This is a genomic window from Paracoccus sp. 08, from assembly GCF_024105395.1.
GTDB lineage: Bacteria > Pseudomonadota > Alphaproteobacteria > Rhodobacterales > Rhodobacteraceae > Paracoccus > Paracoccus marcusii.
Window position 1 is genome coordinate 1 of the sequence record NZ_WEKR01000039.1, and the last position, 20869, is coordinate 20869.

Below are 20869 nucleotides of genomic sequence, written 5' to 3' on the forward strand. Positions count from 1 at the left end.
CCGCCACGATCAGCGCCGCGCCATGCGCATATTTGTGCCCGCCTTCGGACTGCTGCTTGCGCAGCCAGGGCCCTTCGCCGCCCGGCCCCTGCGCGCGGCGCCGGTCGGCCAGCTCGAAGCGCGGCCAGAGCGCGGTCATCAGCGCCGGGCGCAGGCCGCGCCCGCCCTGGACGCGGAACGGCTCCAACCCGATATCGGCCACGACCAGTTGCCCGCAGGTCAGGGGGCCATGCTCCAGCAGGTGACCGGGCTTGGGGCTGTCGAAGGTCACCGTCATCGCGACGCGCAGCGCGTGCCAGGGCAGGGCGCCGCGCCCCGAGCCCAGGATCACGCCGCTGTCCAGGCACAGACCGCTTGGCGCATCCACCGCGACCAGGCGCGGGCGATAGAAGGCGCCGTCGCCGCCCTCGCCGCCCAGATGGCGCAGCAGGGCCGCGATCTCGTCCTCGGGCGGGCGGGTTAGGCCGGTGCCGAAGATCGCGTCGACATAGACATCGGCATCGGGCAGGGCGCGCAGCGCCGCGCGGGTTAGCGGCAGGACCGGCCCAGGCCATTGCGCCCGCGCCGCCGCCGCGTCGGAGCCCGGTCGCGGGGCCGCGCCCAGCACATCGACCCGCCAGCCCGCCTGCGCCAGCGCGCGCGCCACGACAAAGCCGTCGCCGCCATTCGCGCCCGGCCCGCACAGGACGACCGCCCGCCCCGGACGCGGCCAGCGCAGGCGGATCTGGCCCGCGACGGCACGTCCCGCGCGGGTCATCAGGTTCAGCCCGGACGTCACGCCGCTGCCTATCGCTGCGGATTCGATGGCGCGCATTTGAGCGACGGTGACGATTTCACTGCCTTCCATCATGGTCGATGATTAATCCTTGGGCTGAATGGTGAAATATTAGGCATACGAGCCGGACAAACGGCTTGGGGGCTTCCAAGATCATGCTGCTGCATTTACGCGGTTCATCAAACGCGCCAATCAGTCTTCAGGCAAGCCGCGAGGAAGGGTCTATTGCGATGAAGAAGATCGAGGCGATCATCAAGCCGTTCAAGCTGGACGATGTCAAAGAGGCGCTGCAGGAAGTCGGCGTGCAGGGTCTTTCCGTGACCGAGGTCAAGGGTTTCGGTCGTCAGAAGGGCCATACCGAACTGTATCGCGGCGCTGAATATGTCGTCGACTTCCTGCCCAAGGTGAAGATCGAGATGGTGCTGCCCGACGATCAGGTCGATGCCGCCATCGAGGCGATCGTCGCCGCTGCGCGCACCGAGAAGATCGGCGACGGCAAGATCTTCGTCTTGCCCGTCGAACAGGCGATCCGCATCCGGACCGGAGAGACGGGCGACGACGCCGTCTGATCGACCGAAGTTACACAGGCCTTCGCGCCCGGCAGGCCCAGGCCGCCGGGCCGCATCTACGAAGAAAGGGAAGAGATGCAAATCAAGGATGTCTTGAAGCTGATCGAGGACGAGGATGTCGCCTATGTCGACGTTCGCTTCACCGACCCCAAGGGCAAGCTGCAGCACGTGACGCTGGACCGCGACCTAGTCGACGAGGACTTCTTCGAGGAAGGCTTCATGTTCGACGGCAGCTCGATCGCGGGCTGGAAGTCGATCGACCAGTCGGACATGAAGCTGATCCTGGACCCTGCCTCGGTCTATATCGATCCGTTCTATGCCGAAAAGACGCTGTGCGTGCACTGCAACGTGGTCGAGCCCGACACGAACGAGCCCTATTCGCGCGACCCGCGCGGCACCGCCGCAAAGGCCGAGGCCTATCTGAAGGCGTCGGGGATCGGTGATGCGGCCTATTTCGGCCCCGAGGCCGAATTCTTCATCTTCGACGACGTGCGCTATTCGGTGACGCCGCAGAAGGTGTCGTTCCAGATCGACGCGGCCGATGCCGCCTGGAACACCGACACCGAATACGAGATGGGCAACACCGGTCACCGCGCGGCCCACAAGGGCGGCTATTTCCCGGTCAACCCCGTCGACACCGCCCAGGATATCCGCGGCGAGATGCTGTCCACCATGAAGCGCATGGGCATGCGCGTCGACAAGCACCACCACGAGGTCGCGACCTGCCAGCACGAGCTGGGTCTGATCTTCGGTGGTCTGGTCGAGCAGGCCGACAACATCCAGAAATACAAGTATGTCATCCACAACGTGGCCCATGCCTATGGCAAGTCGGTCACCTTCATGCCCAAGCCCATGAAGGGCGACAACGGGTCGGGGATGCACGTCAACATGTCGATCTGGAAGGACGGCAAGCCGCTGTTCTCGGGTGACAAATATGCGGACCTGTCGCAGGAGGCGCTGTACTTCATCGGCGGCATCCTGAAGCATGCCAAGGCGCTGAACGCGCTGACCAACCCGTCGACCAACAGCTACAAGCGCCTGATCCCGGGCTTCGAGGCCCCCGTGCTGCGCGCGTTCTCGGCCCGCAACCGCTCGGGCTGCGTCCGGATCCCGTGGACGGAGAGCCCCAAGGCCAAGCGCGTCGAAGCGCGTTTCCCCGACCCCTCGGCCAACCCGTACCTGTGCTTTGCGGCGCTGCTGATGGCGGGCCTGGACGGCATCAAGAACAAGATCGATCCGGGCCCGGCCTCGGACAAGGATCTCTACGACCTGCCGCCCGAAGAGCTGGCCGAAATCCCGACCGTCTGCGGATCCTTGCGCGAGGCATTGGAGGAGCTGGAAAAGGACATGGACTTCCTGCTGCAGGGCGACGTGTTCACCCGCGACCAGCTGGAAGGCTATATCGCGCTGAAGTGGGAAGAGGTCTATGCCTACGAGCATACCCCCCATCCCATCGAATACGCGATGTATTACAGCTGCTGATCCCGTCCGCGGATCAGATCGGGGGGCGGTCCTGCGGGGCCGCCCCTTTCTCATGCGATCACGACGACCACACGGAACAACACGGTTTGGTGACAGGGTGTCACGAAAGTCGGTTTCCGGCGTGTCTGTAAGCATGGATCGACACGGTCCACCCACATGACACCCAGGAGAGACATGATGAAACGTCTTGTTGCCGCCGCCACCACCGCCGCCCTGATGGCGCTGTCCGCACTGCCCGCCGCCGCCGGCCTGGCAGGCATGAGCGAACGCCCCGATTTCGCGCCAGCGCCCATGGCGCAGGTCAAGGTCGAACGTCGCGCCGGTGATCTGTTCACCGCCCGCGAACTGGGCCAGCGCAACCTGATGGCCGACGATGTCGTGTCCGTCACGCTGCTGCCGTCGGCCGGTGACGCGGCCATGCGGTCCAGCCGCGACGACAGCTGATCGTCGTCAGCGTTGCAGAAAGGGGGCGGTCCGATGGGCCGCCCCCTTTGTCATGCGTGACGCCGGATCATTCCGCGGCGATGTCGGAGGCGGTGGGATAGTCGGTGTATCCCTCGGCGCCGCCTGCATAGAATGTGGCCGGGTCCTGGTCGTTCAGCGGCAGGCCGCGACGGAACCGTTCGGGCAGGTCCGGCGTCGCGATGAAATCGCGCCCGAAGGCCACGGCATCGGCGCGACCCTCGGCCAGCAGGGCCTCGGCGCTTTCGCGGGTCAGGCCCTCGTTCGCGATGACCGGGCCGCCGAAGGCGTCGCGGATGGCGTCCAGCAGGCTGTCCTCGGCCACGCGTTCGCGCAGGCACAGGAAGGCCACGCCGCGCGCGCGCATGTCGCGGGCGACCTGCGTGAACAGCGCGCGGGCATCGCTGTCGCCCATGTCATGGCTGTCGCCGCGGGGCGCCAGGTGGACACCGACCCGGTCGCCGCCCCAGACGCCGACCACCGCGTCGGTGATCTCGTTCAGGAAGCGGACGCGGTTCTGGATGTCGCCGCCATACTGGTCGGTGCGGGTGTTGCTGCGGTCCTGCAGGAACTGGTCGATCAGATAGCCGTTCGCGGCGTGGATCTCGACCCCGTCAAAGCCCGCGTGGCGCGCGTTCTCGGCCGCCTGGCGATAGGCCTCGACGATGCCGGGGATCTCCTCGGTGGTCAGGGCGCGGGGCGTGACATAGGCACGCTTGGGACGCAGCAGGCTGACATGCCCGCCCGGCTGGATCGACGACGGCGCCACCGGCAGCTGCCCGCCCAGCAGCTGCGGGTCGGAAATGCGGCCCACATGCCACAGCTGCAGGTAGATCAGGCCGTCGCGTTCGTGCACGGCCTGGGTCACCTTCGACCAGCCGGCGATCTGGTCGTCGTTCCAGATGCCGGGCGTCGCCTCGTATCCCACGCCCATCGGCATGATGCTGGTCGCTTCGGACAGGATCAGGCCGGCGCCGGCGCGCTGGCGATAGTATTCGACCATCAGGTCGTTGGGCACGCGTGCATCGCCCGCCCGCGACCGGGTCAGCGGGGCCATCACGATCCGGTTGCGCAGCGTCACCGCCCCCAGGGTCACGGGTTCGAACATCGAGGACATGCGGGTCCTCCTTTCTTGATCTTGCTTGTGGGGCCGTCCGGCCCGGAATGTCAGTGAGGGGCGCCCTGCGCCCCACGGGCCTTCAGCTGTGCGTGACGCGACCCGATTTCAAGGCCGCCTGCCGCGTCGTCACATCGCCGTCACCGGCGCAGAAAAACGCGCGCGGGCGGCGGGGTTGGCCTTCCATGTCGGCCGGTCCGCGACTATCCAGAAAGCCATGGATATCATGTTGCTGACTGCCTTTACCGCGGTGCTGTTCCTGCTGATCGCAGCGGCGGAACCCCTGGCCGCACGCCTGCGCCTTCCGTTCAGCGTGATGCTGGCGGCGGTGGGTATCCTGATCGGCGGCGGCGCCCTGTTCCTGCTGCGCACCAACGTGACAGAGACGCTGAATCCGGTGGCGGTCGGCATTCTGTCGCTGCCGATCCGGTCCAGCGTGTTCATGTACGTCTTCCTGCCGACGCTGATCTTTCAGGCGACGCTGGAGATGAACATCCGGCGGATGATGGATGACTGGGTGCCGATCCTGACGCTGGCCGTGGTGGCCGTGGTGGCGGCCACCCTGACCATCGGTTTCGCGCTGCACTGGATCGGGGGGCTGCCGCTGATGGTGGGCCTGCTGATCGGGGCGATCGTGTCGACCACCGACCCTTCGGCGGTCGTCAGCATCTTCCGCAGCCTGTCCGCGCCCAAGCGCCTGTCCCGCATCGTCGAGGGCGAGTCGCTGTTGAACGACGCCGCCGCCATCGCGCTGTTCGGCCTGTTCCTGACCTATGTCATGCTGGGCGTCCCGAACCCGCAGCTGGGCGAGGCCCTGGGCCAGTTCCCCGGCCTGATCGTGGGTGGCGTGCTGGCCGGGTGGCTGGTCGCGCGGATCGCGCTGGCGTTGATGAGCCTGTTCGGGCGGTTCGAGACGGCGCAGATATCCGTTTCGGTCGCGGTCCCTTACCTGGCCTATATCGGCGCGGAACAGCTGCTGGGCGCGTCGGGCGTGATTGCCGTCGTCGTGTCCGGCCTGACGCTGAACCTGATGGGCCCGGGCCGCCTGGCGCCTGCATTCTGGGTCAACCTCAAGGAGGTCTGGGGCCTGCTGGCGCATTGGGCCGGGGCGCTGATCTTCATCCTGGCGGCGCTGCTGATCCCGCGCCTGCTGGGCGAGGTGCGGCTGAACGACCTGTTCCTGGTCGGCGTGGTGGTGATCGCGGCCTTCGTCGCGCGGGCGCTGATCCTGTTCGTGCTGCTGCCGATGCTGACCACGCTGCGCCTGTCGCCCAAGATCCAGCGCCCCTATCGCGTGGCGATCATGTGGGGCGGGCTGCGCGGCGCAGTCACCCTGGCGCTGGCCCTGGCGGTGACCGAGAACCTGCGCGTGCCGGTCGAGACGAAGCGCATCGTCGGCATCCTGGCCACCGGCTTCACCCTGTTCACGCTGATCGTGCAGGGCACCACGCTGCGCGGTGTCATCGCCCTTCTGGGGCTGGACAAGCTGTCGCCGCTGGACCGGGCGCTGTCGAACCAGGTCGTCGCCGTCGCGCTGCAGTCGGTGCGCGAGGGCGTCGCCTCGGTCACCGAGAACTATGACCTGACCCGGGAGACGGTGCGCTCCGAGGCCAAGCGCTTTGCCGCCCGGCTGGACAATGCCGTCGAGGCCGCCGAGGCCGAGGACAATGCCGAGATCCTGGACCGCGACCGCATCACCCTGGGCCTGATCGCCCTGGCCGCGCACGAGCGCGAGATGATCGTCCAGCGGTTCCGCGAGCGGGCGATCTCGGCGCGACTGTCGGAACAGGCGCTGTTCGACGCCGACCGGGTGATCGAGGGCGCGCGTTCCGGCGGCCGCACAGGCTATCAGCGCGCGGCACGGCGCAATTTGCGCTATGGCCCGGCGTTCCGGTTCGCGGCCTTCCTGCGCAACCGCATCGGCGTGGCCGGCCCGCTGGCCCGCATGACCGCGGACCGGTTCGAGATGTTGCTGGGCAAGCGTCTGATCCTGCGGGATCTTCACGGGTTCATCGACCGCCGCATCCGGCGCATTCACGGCCGGCGCGTGGCCGAACTGCTGCACGAATTGCTGCAGCGGCGGATCGAGGCGGTGGAGACCGCCCTGGAGGGCCTGCGCCTGCAGTTTCCCGGCTATGCCGAGGAGCTGGAGCGCCGCTTCATCCGCCGCACCGCGCTGCGGCTGGAGGAGCGCGAGTACAACGCCCTGCGCGACGACGGCCTGATCGGCGCCGAGGTGCACATCCAGCTGATGGACGATGTCCGCCAGCGGCGCCAGCAGTCCGAAGGCCGCCCCAAGCTGGACCTGGCCCTGCGCAAGAACCAGGTCGTGCGGCAATTCCCGCTGTTCGCCGATCTGGACGATGCGGAACTGAAGCGCCTGAGCCGAGAGATCCGCACGCGTTACGTCAATGCGGGCCATGTGATCACCCGCAAGGACACGCCCGCGCGGTCGGTCTTCTTCGTGGCTTCGGGCGCGGTCGAGCAGGAGGTCGCGGGCCAGACCGCGCGCCTTGGCCGCGGAGAGATGTTCGGCCAGATGGGCGTGCTGACCCGCCGCATCCGCAAGGCGGAGGTCCGCGCGATCACCCCCAGCACGCTGTTGGTGCTGGACGAGGCTGGGTTCCGCCGCCTGCTGAAACGGTCCGCCGCGCTGCGCAAGGCGGTGCGCGACAGCGTCGTCGGCAAGACCGTCGCCGGAGAGGTCCTGCGCATGCCTGAACTGGCCCAGGACGCCCCGCTTGGCGAGACCGCCGCAAGCGGCTAGACCGGGGCGCAAGACCCACGGACGACAAGGCCCCCACGCATGGACATCTCTGCCCAGACCGCCACCCGCATCGCCCGCCAGATCGCGACCGAGATCGGCGCCAGCCCCGCGCAGGTCACGGCCGCCTCCGACCTGCTGGACGGGGGCGCGACGGTTCCCTTTGTCGCACGTTACCGCAAGGAGGTGACGGGGGGCCTGGACGACACGCAGCTGCGGACCTTGGCCGACCGCCTGTCCTATCTGCGAGAGATGGAGGCGCGGCGCACGGCGATCCTGGGATCGATCCGCGACCAAGGCAAGCTGACCGACGATCTGTCCCGTGCCATCGGCGCGGCCGAGACCAAGGCCGCGCTGGAGGACATCTATCTGCCCTTCAAGCCGAAGCGCCGGACCAAGGCAATGATCGCGCGCGAGAACGGTCTGGAGCCGCTGCTGCGCGCGATCCAGGCCGATCCGTCGCGCGATCCGGCGACTCTGGCGCCCACCTATGTGACGGGCGCGGTCGAGACGCCCAAGGCCGCGCTGGACGGCGCCCGCGACATCCTGGTCGAGGAGCTGTCGGAAAATGCCGAGGTTCTGGGCCCGCTGCGCGAGTTCATGCGCGGCAATGCGGTGATCGCCGCCCGCGTGGTGGCCGGCAAGGAGGAGGCGGGCGCCAAGTTCAGCGACTATTTCGCGCATTCGGAAACCTGGTCGGGCATTCCCGGCCACCGCGCGCTGGCCATCCTGCGCGCCGCCAAGGAGGAGGTCGTGACCATTGACATCGCCCCCGAACCGGACACCGGCACCGCGCGGGCCGAGGGGATCGTGGCGCGGGGTCTGGGCGCGGTCGGGCAGGGGCCGGGCGCCGACTGGCTGCGCGGCGTCGCGGGCTGGGCCTGGCGGGTGCGGCTGTCGAACACGATGTATATCGACCTGCTGACCGAATTGCGCGCCCGTGCCCATGCCGAGGCGATCCAGGTCTTTGCCCGCAACCTGCGCGACCTGCTGCTGGCGGCACCCGCCGGGCCTCGCGCGACCCTGGGGCTGGACCCCGGCATCCGCACCGGCTGCAAGATCGCGGTCGTGGACGGCACCGGCAAGCTGTTGGACACCGCGACCATCTATCCGTTCCAGCCCAAGAACGACCTGCGCGGGGCAGAGGCCACGCTGGCGGCGCTGATCGCCAGGCATGGCGTCGACCTGATCGCCATCGGCAACGGCACCGCCAGCCGCGAGAACGAGCGTCTGGTCGCCGATGTGCTGAAGCGCCTGCCCAAGGGGGTGAAGGCGCCGACCAAGGTGATCGTGTCCGAGGCCGGGGCCTCGGTCTATTCCGCGTCCGAACTGGCCGCGAAGGAGTTTCCCGGCCTGGACGTCTCCCTGCGCGGCGCGGTCAGCATCGCGCGCCGGTTGCAGGACCCGCTGGCCGAACTGGTCAAGGTGCCGCCGCAGTCCATCGGCGTGGGGCAATACCAGCATGACGTGGACCAACGGCAGCTGGCAAAATCGCTGGAGGCCGTGGTCGAGGATGCCGTGAACGCGGTGGGCGTCGATCTGAACACGGCCTCTGCGGCGCTGCTGACGCATGTGGCGGGGCTGGGGCCGTCGCTGGCGCAGGCCATCGTCGCGCATCGGGATGCGACCGGCGCCTTCCCGTCCCGCGCCGCGCTGAAGAAGGTCGCGGGTCTGGGCCCCAAGGCGTTCCAGCAATGCGCGGGGTTCCTGCGCGTCCAAGGATCCGAGCCGCTGGACGCATCTGCCGTCCATCCCGAAGCTTACGGCGTCGCGCGCAAGATCGTGGCCGCCTGCGGGCGTGATCTGCGGTCGCTGATGGGCGACAGCACGACGCTCAAATCGATGCGGGCGCAGGATTTCGTCACCGAGGATTTCGGCCTGCCCACCGTGCGCGACATCCTGTCGGAGCTTGAGAAGCCCGGCCGCGACCCGCGCCCCGGCTTCGTCACCGCGACCTTTGCCGATGGCGTCGAGGCGATCGGCGACCTGCGCCCCGGCATGTCGCTGGAGGGGACGGTGACGAACGTCGCCGCCTTTGGCGCCTTCGTCGATATCGGGGTGCATCAGGACGGGCTGGTCCATGTCAGCCAACTGGCCGACCGCTTCGTGAAGGACCCCCACGAAGTGGTCAAGGCCGGCGACGTGGTCCGCGTCCGCGTGACCGAGGTGGACGTGGCCCGCAAGCGCATCGGCCTGACCATGCGCAAGGACAACGCCCCCACCGACCGCCCGGCGCGCGAGACCGCGAAGCCCGCGCCCCGTGCGGCGCAGGCCGCGCCCAAGGGGGCGGGCGCATTCGGTTCGGCCCTGGCCGACGCGCTGCGCAAACGCTGAGGGGATGGCCATGAGCGTGCTTGACGACACCGATCACCGCGCCTTTCTGGCGCGCGACGCGCACCGGGCGCTGGACTTCTTCGATGCCAGCATCCGGCCCGAGGGCGGCTTTCATGTGCTGGACCTGGACGGCACCCCTCTGCCGGGCACGGTGCAGGAGCTGCACACGACCACGCGGCTGGTCCATTCCTATGCGCTGGCGCAGATGGCCGGGCGGCCGGACCGCGCGGGGATCGTGGATCAGGGCATGGACTGGCTGTGGCGCGCGCATCGCGACACCGATCACGGCGGCTATCTGTGGGCCGTGGACGGCACCGCGCCGGTCGAAGGGCCCAAGCTGGCCTATGGCCATGTCTTCGTGCTGCTGGCCGCGTCCAGCGCCAAGATGATCGGGCACCCCGATTCGGATCGCCTTCTGGCCGACATCACGCAGGTACTGGACCGCCACTATTGGGACGACGACGCGGGACTGTTCCGCGACGAGTTCACGCGCGACTGGCAGGCGTTCTCGACCTATCGCGGCATGAACGCCAACATGCACGGGGTCGAGGCGCTGCTGGCCGCGTTCGAGGCGACCGGTGCGCCCGTCCATCTGGACCGTGCGGGGCGGATCCTGGATTTCTTCATCGCGGGGCAGGCGGCGGCGCATGGCTGGCGCATCCCGGAACATTACGACGACCGCTGGCGGCCCGACCATGCCTATGCCGGCAACCCGATGTTCCGCCCCGCCGGTACCACGCCGGGCCACAGCTTCGAGATGGCGCGCCTGCTGCTGCACTGGTGGGATCTGGCCGGGCGCCCCGACACAGGCGCGGTCGCGCAGGCGCGTGCGCTGGTCGATACGGCGCTGGCGGATGCCTGGGCCGACCGGGGCGGGCTGGCCTATACGCTGCGCGACGGTCGCGTGGACAATCCGGCGCGCTATTGGTGGCCGGTGACCGAGGCGATCGGCGCGCTGGCGGCCCTGATCAAGCTGGACCCCCGACCCGGCGACGGCGAGTGGTACCGCCGCCTGTGGGCCTTCGCGGACGGGCATCTGATCGACCATGCCCGCGGCGGGTGGTTCCCCGAACTGGGCGATGACGACCGCCCGGCCGCGACGCAGTTCCGGGGCAAGCCCGACATCTATCACGCGCTGCAGGCGGACCTGCTGCCGCTGGCGCGGGGCGTGTCGCATCAGGCGCGCGATCTGGCCCGCAGATGTCCCTTGCGCGGCGCGGCGGGCCTTGGCTAACCTTTCTGTGCCGTCCGGATTGGTCCTTGACGTGACCGGGCCGGAGGGCCAAGCGGGACGTCAAGCGGCGGGCCGGGACAGGCCCGCGTCACTGTCGGGTTCATCCATGGTTCCAACCGATCCGAATTTGCGCGCGATCGACCTGCTGGCCGGGTCCGAAGCGGGATTCGCGCTGTCGGTTCTGGATGCCTCGCCGGATTGCATCAAGCTGCTGGACCCCGAGGGGCGGCTGATCTTCATGAACGGCAACGGGTTGTGCGCGATGGAGATCGACGATTTCGCCAGCGTCGATCAGCGGCCCTGGCCGTCGATGTGGCCGCCCGAGGCGGACCGGATGCTGAACGACGCGATGCAGGCGGCGCTGACCGGCGCCGTGACCCGGTTCGAGGCCTTCTGCCCGACCGCGCGCGGCACACCGCGCTGGTGGCACGTCACCGTGTCGGGGGTCCGGGACGCGGCGGGCCGCGTGGCGCACATCCTGGCGTCGTCGCGCGACGTGACCGACAGCGTGACCATCCGACAGCAGCTGCAGCAGGAGGTCGCCCGCAAGGACGAGGCCATCGCCCGTCAGCACATCCTGATGGGAGAGATCGACCACCGGGTGAAGAACAGCTTTGCCGCGGTCATCGCCCTTCTGCGGATGCAGGCGCGCCAGCAGGCCGGTGGCCCGGCAGGCGCGCAGCTGTCCGATGCGGCGAACCGCATCTCGACCCTGGCGCGGGTGCACGACCAGCTGCACCTGGACCCGGGCAGCCGCGATGTAAGCCTGCGCGATTATGTCGGGGCGCTGGCAACCGACCTGGCGCAGGCCCTGGAGGTGACGATCACCGTGAACGACGCGCTGGCGGGCGATCTGCGGGTGACGGCGGGGCAGGCGGCAGCGATCGGCCAGATCCTGGCCGAACTGATCGGCAATGCCGTCAAGCACGCGCATCCGGGCCGGCGGCCGGGGCTGTGGCTGGACCTGGCGCAGAACGCGGGCGCGTTGAGCGTTACGTTGTCGGATGACGGGCCGGGCCTGCCTGCCGGGTTCGACCCGGATGCGGCGCGCGGGCTGGGCATGCAGATCTGCCTGATCTATGCCCGCCAGATGGGCGGTGGGCTGGATCACGGTGCCTCTGACCGGGGCGGTGCCCGGTTCCGCGTCACCGTGATGCTGGATGCGGCTGCGTCATCCTGACGCCCGCGGAACCAAGCCGCCGCTTGACGATTGACAATGGCCGCGCAAGCGGGCACGGCTCTGCCCCTTTCCCGACCCACCCCAACCTGACAGGAGCCGCCGATGCGGATGAAGATCGACGTGACGCTTGACTATGCGCTGGAATCGCCCGGGCCCGCGCTGCTGCTGATCGAGGCGGCGGGCGTTCACGGACAGATCCTGAACCGCACCAACATCGACCTGGGCCAGCCCCTGAAGCTGGCCCGCGTTCCGGCCGAGGAGGGCATCGGCGAACGCATCGTCATGCGCCTGCAGGATCGGCTGACCTGCCGTTATTCGGCCGAGGTACAGGTGACCCGCCCGCGTCCCGATCTGGCCAGCCTGCAGGCCGTCGAGGTCGAGGACATGCCCGGCGACGCGCTGCGCTATCTTCTGCCGTCGCGCTATTGCCAGTCGGAACGGTTCGGCCATTTCACCGGCTCTCGGTTCGAGGGGCTGACGGGTGGCCCGCTGGTCGCCGCGATGCGCGATTGGGTGGAACGCAACCTGGACTATGTCGCCGGAACCAGCGACGGGGACACAACGGCGGCGGACACCTTCCTGGACCGGCGCGGCGTCTGCCGGGACTATGCGCATCTGCTGATCGCGCTGTGCCGCGCGCAGCAGATCCCCGCACGCATCGCCAGCGTCTATGCCCCCCATGTCCAGCCGCAGGATTTCCACGCGGTCGTGCAGGTCTATCTGGGCGGCGACTGGCACCTGGTCGATCCGACCGGCATGGCCCATGCGGACCAGATGGCCCTGGTCGCGGTCGGGCGCGACGCGGCGGACGTGGCGTTCCTGACCACGAACTCGGTCGCGGAACTGCGCACGCAAAGCGTCGAGGTCATGCTGTTCTGATCCGTCAGAGCAGCGCCACCGCGGCCAGCAGCAGCGCCGCGACCACCGTGGCGCGACGGATCAGCGCGATGCCCCGGCGCAGGTCCGCCGCATCCGGGTCGGGCGCGGCGGCATTCAGCCACGGCTCGTCCGCGACCCGGTCGGCATAGACGCGCGGACCCGACAACCGGCAGTCTAGGGCCCCGGCCATCGCGCCCTCGGGCCAGCCGGCGTTGGGTGACCGGTGGGCAGACGCGTCGCGCAGCGTCACCCGCAGCGCGGCCCTCGCGCGCCGACCGGACGCGATCGCGATCAGCCCCGCCGACAGCCGCGCGGGAATCAGGTTCGCCACGTCGTCCAGGCGCGCGGCGATCATGCCGAACGCCTCGTGCCGGGGAGTGCGGTGGCCGATCATCGAATCCATCGTGTTGATCGCCTTGTAGGCCGCGATGCCCGGCAGCCCGCCGACCGCCGCCCAGAACAGCGGCGCGATGACGCCGTCGCTGAAATTCTCGGCCAGGCTTTCAAGGCTGGCGCGGGACAGGGCGGGCGTATCGGCCTGGGTGACGTCGCGCCCCACGATCATCGCGGTCGCACCGCGAGCGGCGGCCAGGTCGCCCGCCGCCAGGGGAACGGCCMCCGCGCGCAGGTGCTGATCCAGCGACCGCGCCGCGACCAGCGGCCACGCCAGCACGGCCGCGACCCACGGGCCCAGCCATGCCTGGATCAGGACGGCGGGGATCATGGCCGCCAGCAGGACGACGACCACGGTCAGCGCACCCTTGGCGCGCCGCGCCCGGCCTTGGTTCAGCGTGCGATCCAGCGCGGCGATCAGACGCCCGGCCCAGGTCACCGGATGCCCGACCCGGCGATAGACCGCATCGGGCCAACCGATCAGCACATCCAGCACCAGCGCCAGCAGGGCGATCACGGCCATCCTAGTCTCCTGCGCAGAGGTTGACGGTCTGCACCGCCCAATCGGCACCGGCGCGCTGCAGCACGGTCAGCGACAGGGGCGCCACCGCGAAGGACAGGGCGGCAGGCCCGACCACCATGGACAGCGCCGCGCGCACAGTGCCCGCATGCGCCACGATCACCGTGTCCCGCTGCAGTGCCTGTAGGACCGGGATCACCCGCGCGGCCATGTCATCGAAGCTTTCACCGCCGTCGGGGCGGTGGCAGGCCAAGGCATCGAGGGGCAGGGGACCAAGGTCGGGCAGGCGCGACGGGTCCATCCCCTCCCACGCGCCCAGGTCCTGTTCCCACAGCGCGGGCTCCAGCCGGTCGGGCACAAGCCCCAGGGCGGTGGCCGTCTGACGACAGCGCAGCGCCGGGCTGGCGATGACCTGGGCGGGACGCAGGCGGGCCGCCTGGCGCGCGAATGCGGCAGAATCGCCGCAATCGGCAGGCACGTCGCGCCGGCCGGCCAGCAGGCCGTCGGCAAGACTGGGGGCATGGCGCAGCATCATCAGTCGCATCGCCCTCCTTTGGCGCGTCGGGCGGGTAGGGACAAGCCCCGCGCTTGACGCATCGGCCCAACCGGCGCAGCCTGCTTGACGGGCGGGCGCGGCCTGCGCTATGGAAATGAACAAGCGTTCAATAACCGGGGAGGGGGGATCGCGATGTTCACGCGGGGCATGGAATTCGATCTGGGCGAGGATGTGAACGCGCTGCGCGAGATGGTCCACGGATGGGCCACCGATCGCGTCGCGCCCCTGGCGGCCGAGACCGACCGCACCAACGCCTTTCCCAACCAGCTGTGGACCGAGATGGGCGATCTTGGCCTGCTGGGCATCACGGTGGATGAACAGTACGGCGGGTCGGGCATGGGCTATCTGGCGCATGTGATCGCGGTCGAGGAGATCGCGCGGGCCAGCGCGTCGATCAGCCTGTCCTATGGCGCGCATTCGAACCTGTGCGTGAACCAGATCAAGCTGAACGGCACCGATGCGCAGCGTGCGAAATACCTGCCCGACCTGTGCAGCGGCAAGGCCGTCGGTGCCCTGGCCATGTCCGAGGAAAGCGCGGGCAGCGACGTCGTCGCGATGCGCCTGCGCGCCGAGAAGAAGAACGACCGTTACGTGCTGAACGGCAGCAAGTACTGGATCACCAACGCGCCCGACGCGCAGACGCTGGTGGTCTATGCCAAGACCGACCCCGAGGCCGGGTCGAAGGGCATCACGGCATTCATCGTCGAACGCGACATGGCCGGTTTCACCACCAGCCCGCATTTCGACAAGCTGGGGATGCGCGGATCGAACACGGGCGAGTTGATCTTCGACAATGTCGAGATCCCGTTCGAGAACGTCCTGGGCGAGGAGGGCCGGGGCGTTCGGGTGCTGATGTCGGGCCTGGACTACGAGAGGGTGGTTCTGGCCGGCATCGGCACCGGTATCATGGCGGCCTGCCTGGATCAGGTCCTGCCCTATGTGGCCGAACGCAAGCAGTTTGGCCAGCCGGTGGGGTCGTTCCAGCTGATGCAGGGCAAGATTGCCGACATGTATGTCGCGCTGAACACCGCCCGCGCCTATGTCTACGAGGTCGCGCGGGCCTGCGACGCGGGCAAGGTCACGCGGCAGGACGCGGCGGGTGCGGTTCTGTATGCCAGCGAACAGGCGATGGTGCAGGCGCATCAGGCCGTGCAGGCGCTTGGCGGGGCGTCGTGTTGGCGCTGATGGCCGCCCCGGCGATGGCGCAGGACGCGCCGTCCTTTGATCCCGCGCCGGTGCTGGCCTGCCTTGACAGCGATGCGGCGCCCGACAGCTGTGCGGGCCTGGCCGCGAATGCCTGCATGGAGGGCGAGGGCGGGTCCAGCACGGTCGGCATGGGGTTCTGCCTGGGCGCCGAACGCGACTGGTGGGACGATCGCCTGAACACCGCCTATGGCGAGGTGATGACGCGGGCCGAGGCAGGCGATGCGGAACTGGACAGCTTGGACGCCGCGGGTCCGCGTCAGGCGGGCGCCCTGCGCGACATGCAGCGCGCCTGGATCGCCTTCCGCGACGCGGCCTGCGAATACGAGGCGACGCGTTGGGGCGGCGGCACCGGCGCGGGGCCCGCAGCCGCGCAATGCGCGCTGACCCTGACCGCGCGTCAGGCGAACCAGCTGGACGGCTATCTGCGCGAAGGCCCCTGAGATGGCACGCCTGCTGCATCACGCGGACCACGCGCGGCTGTGCCGGGATTTCCGCTGGCAGTACCCCGCGCGGCTGAACATGGCTGACCAGTGCCTGGCCCATGCTGCGGACCGGGTGGCGATCATCGACCATGACGGTGCCCCGCACCCGGTGACCTTCGCCACGCTGGCGGCAATGACCGATGCGCTGGCCCATGCGCTTGGTGCCGATCGCGGCGACCGGATCGGCATCCTGCGCACGCAGTCGTCCTGGACGGCGGCCGCGCATCTGGCGGTGTGGAAATCGGCCGCGATCTCGGTCCCGCTGTTCAAGCTGTTCGGCCCGGATGCGCTGGACCTGCGTTTGCGCGACGCGGGTATCTCGACCGTCATCACCGACTCTCAAGGGCGCCGGATGCTGGCCCCGTTTCCCCATCTGCGGGTGATCGTCCCCGAGGACGGCCTGCCCGATGCCGGGCCCTTCGCCACGCGCGACACCGGGCCGGAAGACCCGGCGGTGATCATCTATACTTCGGGGACGACAGGCACGCCCAAGGGCGCGTTGCACGGGCATCGCATGCTGACCGGTCACCTGCCGGGGGTCGAGATGAGCCACGACCTGCTGGGCCAGCCGGGCGACGTCATCTGGACGCCCGCGGACTGGGCCTGGATCGGCGGTCTGTTCGACGTGGCGATGCCGGGGCTTGCGCTTGGCGTGCCCGTGGTCGCCACCCCGATGGCCAAGTTCGATCCACATGCCGTCGCGGGCCTGATCCGCGACTGCGGCATCCGCAACGTGTTTCTGCCGCCCACCGCGCTGAGGATGCTCAAGGTCGCGGGGGTTCGCCTGCCCGGCCTGCGCAGCGTCGCATCGGGCGGAGAGACGCTTGGCGCCCCCATGCTGGACTGGGGCCGGGAGGCATTCGGCCTGCAGATCAATGAATTCTATGGTCAGACCGAATGCAACATGGTCGCATCGGGCAGCGGCGTGATGTTTCCGGCCCGTCCCGGCGCCATCGGGCGCACGGTGCCCGGGTTTGACTTGGCGGTGATCGACGCGCAGGGCCGGCCCACCGATGCCGAGGGCGACATCGCCATCCGCCGCGGCGCCGGCAGCATGATGCTGGAATACTGGCGGAACCCGCAGGCCACCGCAGCCAAGTTCCGCGGCGACTGGCTGGTGACCGGCGACCGGGGCGTCATCCGGGACGGCCATGTCCAGTTCGTCGGACGCGAAGACGACGTCATCACCTCGGCCGGGTACCGCATCGGGCCGTCCGAGGTCGAGGACTGCCTGCTGCGCCATCCCGCCGTGGCGCAGGTCGCCGTGGTCGGCAAGCCCTGTGCGCTGCGCACCGAAATCGTCAAGGCCTACGTCGTGCTGCGGCCCGGCCATGAACCGTCGCCCGACCTTGCCGCCGACCTGCAGGCCCATGCCCGCAGCCGGTCGGCCGTCCATTCCTATCCCCGAGAGATCGCCTTTCTGGATGCCCTGCCCATGACCGTGACCGGCAAGGTCATGCGTCGCGCGCTGCGCGATCTGGACCTGGCCGAGGAGACCACACGATGAAACTGACCTCGACCGCGCTGCCTTCGTCCGAGGGGTTCCGCGCCAACCGCACCGCGCATCTGGCCCTGCTGGAGACCGCCCGCGAGGCCGCTGAGGCTGCCATCGCCGGCGGTGGCCCCAAGGCGCTGGAGCGTCACGTCAGCCGCGGCAAGATGCCCCCGCGGGAACGGGTGGCGAACCTTCTGGACCCCGGCAGCCCGTTCCTGGAGATCGGCGCGCTGGCCGCGCATGGCCTGTACGACGGGGCCGCGCCCTGTGCGGGGGTCATCGCCGGGGTCGGGCGGGTGCATGGCCAGGACGTGATGGTCGTCGCCAATGACGCGACGGTCAAGGGCGGCACCTATTACCCGATGACGGTCAAGAAGCACCTGCGCGCCCAGGAGATCGCCGAGGAATGCGGGCTGCCCTGCGTCTATCTGGTCGACAGCGGCGGCGCGAACCTGCCCAACCAGGACGAGGTCTTTCCCGACCGCGACCATTTCGGCCGCATCTTCTTCAACCAGGCCCGGATGAGCGCCAAGGGCATCCCGCAGATCGCCGTCGTCATGGGGTCCTGCACCGCGGGCGGCGCCTATGTTCCCGCCATGTCCGACGTGACGATTATCGTGCGCGGCCAGGGGACGATCTTTCTGGCCGGTCCACCACTGGTCAAGGCAGCCACCGGCGAGGTGGTCACGTCCGAGGATCTGGGCGGCGGCGACGTGCACACCCGTCTGTCCGGCGTGGCCGATTACTTGGCCGAGGACGACGCCCATGCGCTGGCCCAGGCCCGCCGCGCCATCGCCAACCTGAACCGCCGCCGTCCCGACACCGTCGTCTGGCAGTCCCCGGAACCGCCCGCCTATGACCCCGAAGAGATCCTGGGCGTGGTGCCGGCCGACCTGCGCACCCCCTATGACATCCGCGAGGTCATCGCCCGCATCGTCGACGGCAGCCGCTTTGACGAGTTCAAGGCCCGCTTCGGCGAGACGCTGGTCACGGGCTTTGCCCATGTCGACGGCTGCCCGGTGGGCATCATCGCCAACAACGGCGTGCTGTTTTCAGAGGCCGCACAGAAGGGCGCCCATTTCATCGAACTGTGCAGCACCCGCAACATTCCGCTGGTGTTCCTGCAGAACATCACCGGCTTCATGGTCGGCCGCAAATACGAGAACGAGGGCATCGCCCGCCACGGCGCCAAGATGGTCACCGCGGTGGCCACCACCAACGTGCCCAAGATCACCATGCTGGTCGGCGGCAGCTTTGGCGCGGGCAATTACGGCATGGCGGGGCGGGCCTATTCCCCGCGCTTCCTGTGGACCTGGCCCAACAGCCGCATCAGCGTGATGGGCGGCGAACAGGCCGCGGGCGTCCTGGCCACCGTCCGCCGCGACGGGATCGAACGTGCCGGCGGCCAGTGGTCGCCCGAGGACGAGGCCGAGTTCAAGCGCCCCACGGTCGAGATGTTCGAGCGCCAGTCCCATCCCCTCTATGCCTCCGCGAGGCTGTGGGACGACGGGATCATCGATCCGCGCCAATCGCGCGACATCCTGGCCCTGTCACTGCGCGCCAGCCTGAACGCACCCATCCAGCCGACGCGGTTCGGCCTGTTCCGCATGTGAGGGGCACGACATGTTCGACAAGATCCTGATCGCCAACCGGGGCGAGATCGCCTGCCGCGTCATCGACACCTGCCGCCGCTTGGGCGTGGCGACGGTCGCGGTCTATTCCGACGCCGACCGCGATGCGCGCCATGTCCAGATGGCCGATCAGGCCGTGCATCTGGGCGGCCCGGCCCCCGCCGACAGTTATCTGCGCAGCGACCGCGTGATCGCGGCGGCCAAGGCCACGGGCGCACAGGCCATCCATCCGGGCTACGGCTTCCTGTCCGAGAACCCCGACTTCGTCGATGCGGTGGTGGCGGCGGGGCTGGTCTTCATCGGGCCATCGGCGGCGGCGATCCGGGCGATGGGCCTCAAGGACGCGGCCAAGGCGCTGATGGAGAAGGCGGGCGTGCCGGTCGTGCCCGGCTATCACGGCGCGGATCAGGACCCGGACCATCTGGCGGCCGAAGCCGCGCGGATCGGCTATCCGGTGCTGATCAAGGCCGTGGCGGGCGGCGGCGGCAAGGGCATGCGGCGCGTGGACGACCCCTTGGGCTTTGCCGATGCGCTGGAAAGCGCCCGGTCCGAGGCGCAGGGCGCCTTCGGCAACCCCGCCGTGCTGATCGAGAAATACATCCTGCAGCCGCGCCATATCGAGGTGCAGGTGTTCGGCGACGGCGCCCGCGCCGTGCATCTTTATGAACGCGACTGCAGTCTGCAGCGCCGCCACCAGAAGGTGATCGAGGAGGCCCCGGCCCCCGGCATGACGCCCGCGATGCGGGCCGCGATGGGCGGTGCGGCGGTGCGCGCGGCCGAGGCCATCGGCTATGCCGGGGCGGGCACGATCGAGTTCATCGTGGACGGCGCGGACGGGCTGCGGCCCGATGGGTTCTGGTTCATGGAGATGAACACCCGCCTGCAGGTCGAGCATCCGGTGACCGAGGCCGTGACCGGCATCGATCTGGTCGAATGGCAGCTGCGCGTGGCCAGCGGAGAAGCTCTGCCCGCGCGGCAGGAGGACATTGCCCTGACCGGCCACGCCTTCGAGGCGCGGCTTTACGCCGAGGACGTGCCGGCGGGCTTTCTGCCCGCGACCGGGCGACTGGCGCATCTGCGCTTTGCCGATCACGCCCGGATCGAGACCGGTGTGCGTCCTGGCGACGCGATCAGCCCGTGGTACGACCCGATGATCGCCAAGGTCGTGACCCATGGCGCGACGCGCGCCATCGCGCTGCGCGCGCTGGAGCAGGCGCTGGTCGATACCGAGGTTGCGGGTTCGGTCACGAACCTGGACTTTCTGATCGCGCTGACCCGTCATGCCGGGTTCAAGCGCGGCGAGGTCGACACCGGCCTGATCGCCCGTGACCTGCCGTCGCTGCTGGACGGCGGGGCCGAGGATCGCGMCGCCCTGGTTCTGGGCGTCATCGGGCTGGCGGGGCTGGCCGATCCGGCCAGGCGCGGCGGCGCGACCCTGTGGCAGCCACTGCGCCGGACGATCGCATGGGAGGGCGGTCAGGCGATGCTGGAGGTGACCGGGCCGGGTGCGGCGCGCGTCACGCTGGACCGCGCGCATGAGGTGCGCTGGCAGTCGGGGCGCTGGTGGGTGGACGGGCAGCCCTGCCGCCACCGCGTCGTGACACATCCGGCGGGCGTCGGCGTCTTTGGCGGCCGCGTGGTGCATCTGACTCCGCTGGACCCCTTAGCGCGCAAGGCGGCTGACGGGGCAGGGGACGGGGTGACGCGTTCGCCCATGCCGGGGCTGGTCAAGGCGGTCCATGTGACGGCGGGACAGGCCGTCGCCGCGGGCGACCGGCTGGCCGTGCTGG

General features: G+C 69.3%; 17 protein-coding genes. 13 read left to right on the top strand and 4 right to left on the bottom strand.

Features of this window, described 5'->3' with window-relative positions:
* Window positions 1–850: NAD(P)H-hydrate epimerase (locus GBO37_RS12910; protein ID WP_252929406.1), on the bottom strand; the 850-nt coding region annotated here is incomplete at its 3' end.
* A gap of 155 nt (window positions 851–1005) precedes the next feature.
* Between GBO37_RS12910 and GBO37_RS12915 the strand changes: the two genes are divergently transcribed.
* From GBO37_RS12915 to GBO37_RS12925, 3 genes are all read left to right on the top strand, one after another.
* Window positions 1006–1344, top strand: coding sequence for a P-II family nitrogen regulator (locus GBO37_RS12915; protein ID WP_042248864.1), 339 nt, complete (start codon window positions 1006–1008; stop codon window positions 1342–1344).
* Window positions 1345–1419: 75 nt separating this feature from the next.
* On the top strand, window positions 1420–2826 hold the full coding sequence (gene glnA / locus GBO37_RS12920) for a type I glutamate--ammonia ligase (protein WP_045983010.1): 1407 nt from the start codon (window positions 1420–1422) through the stop codon (window positions 2824–2826).
* A gap of 174 nt (window positions 2827–3000) precedes the next feature.
* Window positions 3001–3270, top strand: a complete 270-nt coding sequence (locus GBO37_RS12925; RefSeq protein ID WP_045999139.1) for a hypothetical protein — start codon at window positions 3001–3003, stop codon at window positions 3268–3270.
* Between the two features lie 67 nt (window positions 3271–3337).
* On the opposite strand, the gene GBO37_RS12930 is transcribed toward GBO37_RS12925, so the two are convergent.
* A complete protein-coding gene (locus GBO37_RS12930) occupies window positions 3338–4405 on the bottom strand; it encodes an alkene reductase (protein WP_252929408.1) in 1068 nt (355 codons plus the stop codon).
* Window positions 4406–4622: 217 nt separating this feature from the next.
* Here GBO37_RS12930 and GBO37_RS12935 point away from each other — a divergent pair, with 217 nt between their 5' ends.
* From GBO37_RS12935 to GBO37_RS12955, 5 genes are all read left to right on the top strand, one after another.
* Complete coding sequence (locus GBO37_RS12935; protein WP_127898565.1) at window positions 4623–7172, top strand: cation:proton antiporter; 2550 nt, start codon at window positions 4623–4625, stop codon at window positions 7170–7172.
* Window positions 7173–7211: 39 nt separating this feature from the next.
* Complete coding sequence (locus GBO37_RS12940; protein WP_252929411.1) at window positions 7212–9503, top strand: Tex family protein; 2292 nt, start codon at window positions 7212–7214, stop codon at window positions 9501–9503.
* A gap of 10 nt (window positions 9504–9513) precedes the next feature.
* A complete protein-coding gene (locus GBO37_RS12945; RefSeq protein ID WP_371927575.1) occupies window positions 9514–10737 on the top strand; it encodes an AGE family epimerase/isomerase in 1224 nt (407 codons plus the stop codon).
* Window positions 10738–10843: 106 nt separating this feature from the next.
* Window positions 10844–11917 (top strand): sensor histidine kinase, encoded by a 1074-nt coding sequence (locus GBO37_RS12950; protein ID WP_252929416.1) that lies wholly within the window; start codon window positions 10844–10846, stop codon window positions 11915–11917.
* A gap of 102 nt (window positions 11918–12019) precedes the next feature.
* Entirely contained in the window at window positions 12020–12796 is a 777-nt protein-coding gene (locus GBO37_RS12955) for a transglutaminase family protein (RefSeq protein WP_139598615.1), read from the top strand.
* Between the two features lie 4 nt (window positions 12797–12800).
* On the opposite strand, the gene cbiB is transcribed toward GBO37_RS12955, so the two are convergent.
* Both cbiB and GBO37_RS12965 read right to left on the bottom strand, forming a co-directional pair.
* Entirely contained in the window at window positions 12801–13712 is a 912-nt protein-coding gene (cbiB, locus tag GBO37_RS12960; protein WP_252929418.1) for an adenosylcobinamide-phosphate synthase CbiB, read from the bottom strand.
* 1 nt (window position 13713) lies between these two features.
* Entirely contained in the window at window positions 13714–14253 is a 540-nt protein-coding gene (locus GBO37_RS12965) for a histidine phosphatase family protein (protein ID WP_252929419.1), read from the bottom strand.
* 144 nt (window positions 14254–14397) lie between these two features.
* Between GBO37_RS12965 and GBO37_RS12970 the strand changes: the two genes are divergently transcribed.
* The 5 genes from GBO37_RS12970 to GBO37_RS12990 form a co-directional block, all read left to right on the top strand.
* Complete coding sequence (locus GBO37_RS12970; RefSeq protein WP_305884484.1) at window positions 14398–15450, top strand: acyl-CoA dehydrogenase family protein; 1053 nt, start codon at window positions 14398–14400, stop codon at window positions 15448–15450.
* On the top strand, window positions 15450–15911 hold the full coding sequence (locus GBO37_RS12975; RefSeq protein ID WP_252929425.1) for a lysozyme inhibitor LprI family protein: 462 nt from the start codon (window positions 15450–15452) through the stop codon (window positions 15909–15911). Before GBO37_RS12970 ends, GBO37_RS12975 begins: the two co-directional genes overlap by 1 nt.
* A 1-nt stretch (window position 15912) precedes the next feature.
* Window positions 15913–17460: an AMP-binding protein gene (locus GBO37_RS12980; RefSeq protein ID WP_252929421.1), complete on the top strand. Its 1548-nt coding sequence runs from the start codon at window positions 15913–15915 to the stop codon at window positions 17458–17460.
* Window positions 17457–19061, top strand: a complete 1605-nt coding sequence (locus tag GBO37_RS12985) for a carboxyl transferase domain-containing protein (RefSeq protein ID WP_045983023.1) — start codon at window positions 17457–17459, stop codon at window positions 19059–19061. Before GBO37_RS12980 ends, GBO37_RS12985 begins: the two co-directional genes overlap by 4 nt.
* Window positions 19062–19071: 10 nt before the next feature.
* On the top strand, window positions 19072–20869 hold a 1798-nt coding region (locus GBO37_RS12990), incomplete at its 3' end, for a biotin carboxylase N-terminal domain-containing protein (RefSeq protein WP_252929423.1).

Coding starts and splice junctions, on each gene's coding strand:
- GBO37_RS12950 (WP_252929416.1), top strand. CDS start 10,844: ATGGTTCCAACCGATCCGAATTTGCGCGCGATCGACCTGCTGGCCGGG.
- GBO37_RS12975 (WP_252929425.1), top strand. CDS start 15,450: ATGGCCGCCCCGGCGATGGCGCAGGACGCGCCGTCCTTTGATCCCGCG.
- glnA (WP_045983010.1), top strand. CDS start 1,420: ATGCAAATCAAGGATGTCTTGAAGCTGATCGAGGACGAGGATGTCGCC.
- GBO37_RS12980 (WP_252929421.1), top strand. CDS start 15,913: ATGGCACGCCTGCTGCATCACGCGGACCACGCGCGGCTGTGCCGGGAT.
- GBO37_RS12925 (WP_045999139.1), top strand. CDS start 3,001: ATGATGAAACGTCTTGTTGCCGCCGCCACCACCGCCGCCCTGATGGCG.
- GBO37_RS12985 (WP_045983023.1), top strand. CDS start 17,457: ATGAAACTGACCTCGACCGCGCTGCCTTCGTCCGAGGGGTTCCGCGCC.
- GBO37_RS12955 (WP_139598615.1), top strand. CDS start 12,020: ATGCGGATGAAGATCGACGTGACGCTTGACTATGCGCTGGAATCGCCC.
- GBO37_RS12965 (WP_252929419.1), bottom strand. CDS start 14,253: ATGCGACTGATGATGCTGCGCCATGCCCCCAGTCTTGCCGACGGCCTG.
- GBO37_RS12930 (WP_252929408.1), bottom strand. CDS start 4,405: ATGTCCTCGATGTTCGAACCCGTGACCCTGGGGGCGGTGACGCTGCGC.
- GBO37_RS12945 (WP_371927575.1), top strand. CDS start 9,514: ATGAGCGTGCTTGACGACACCGATCACCGCGCCTTTCTGGCGCGCGAC.
- GBO37_RS12915 (WP_042248864.1), top strand. CDS start 1,006: ATGAAGAAGATCGAGGCGATCATCAAGCCGTTCAAGCTGGACGATGTC.
- GBO37_RS12970 (WP_305884484.1), top strand. CDS start 14,398: ATGTTCACGCGGGGCATGGAATTCGATCTGGGCGAGGATGTGAACGCG.
- GBO37_RS12940 (WP_252929411.1), top strand. CDS start 7,212: ATGGACATCTCTGCCCAGACCGCCACCCGCATCGCCCGCCAGATCGCG.
- GBO37_RS12935 (WP_127898565.1), top strand. CDS start 4,623: ATGGATATCATGTTGCTGACTGCCTTTACCGCGGTGCTGTTCCTGCTG.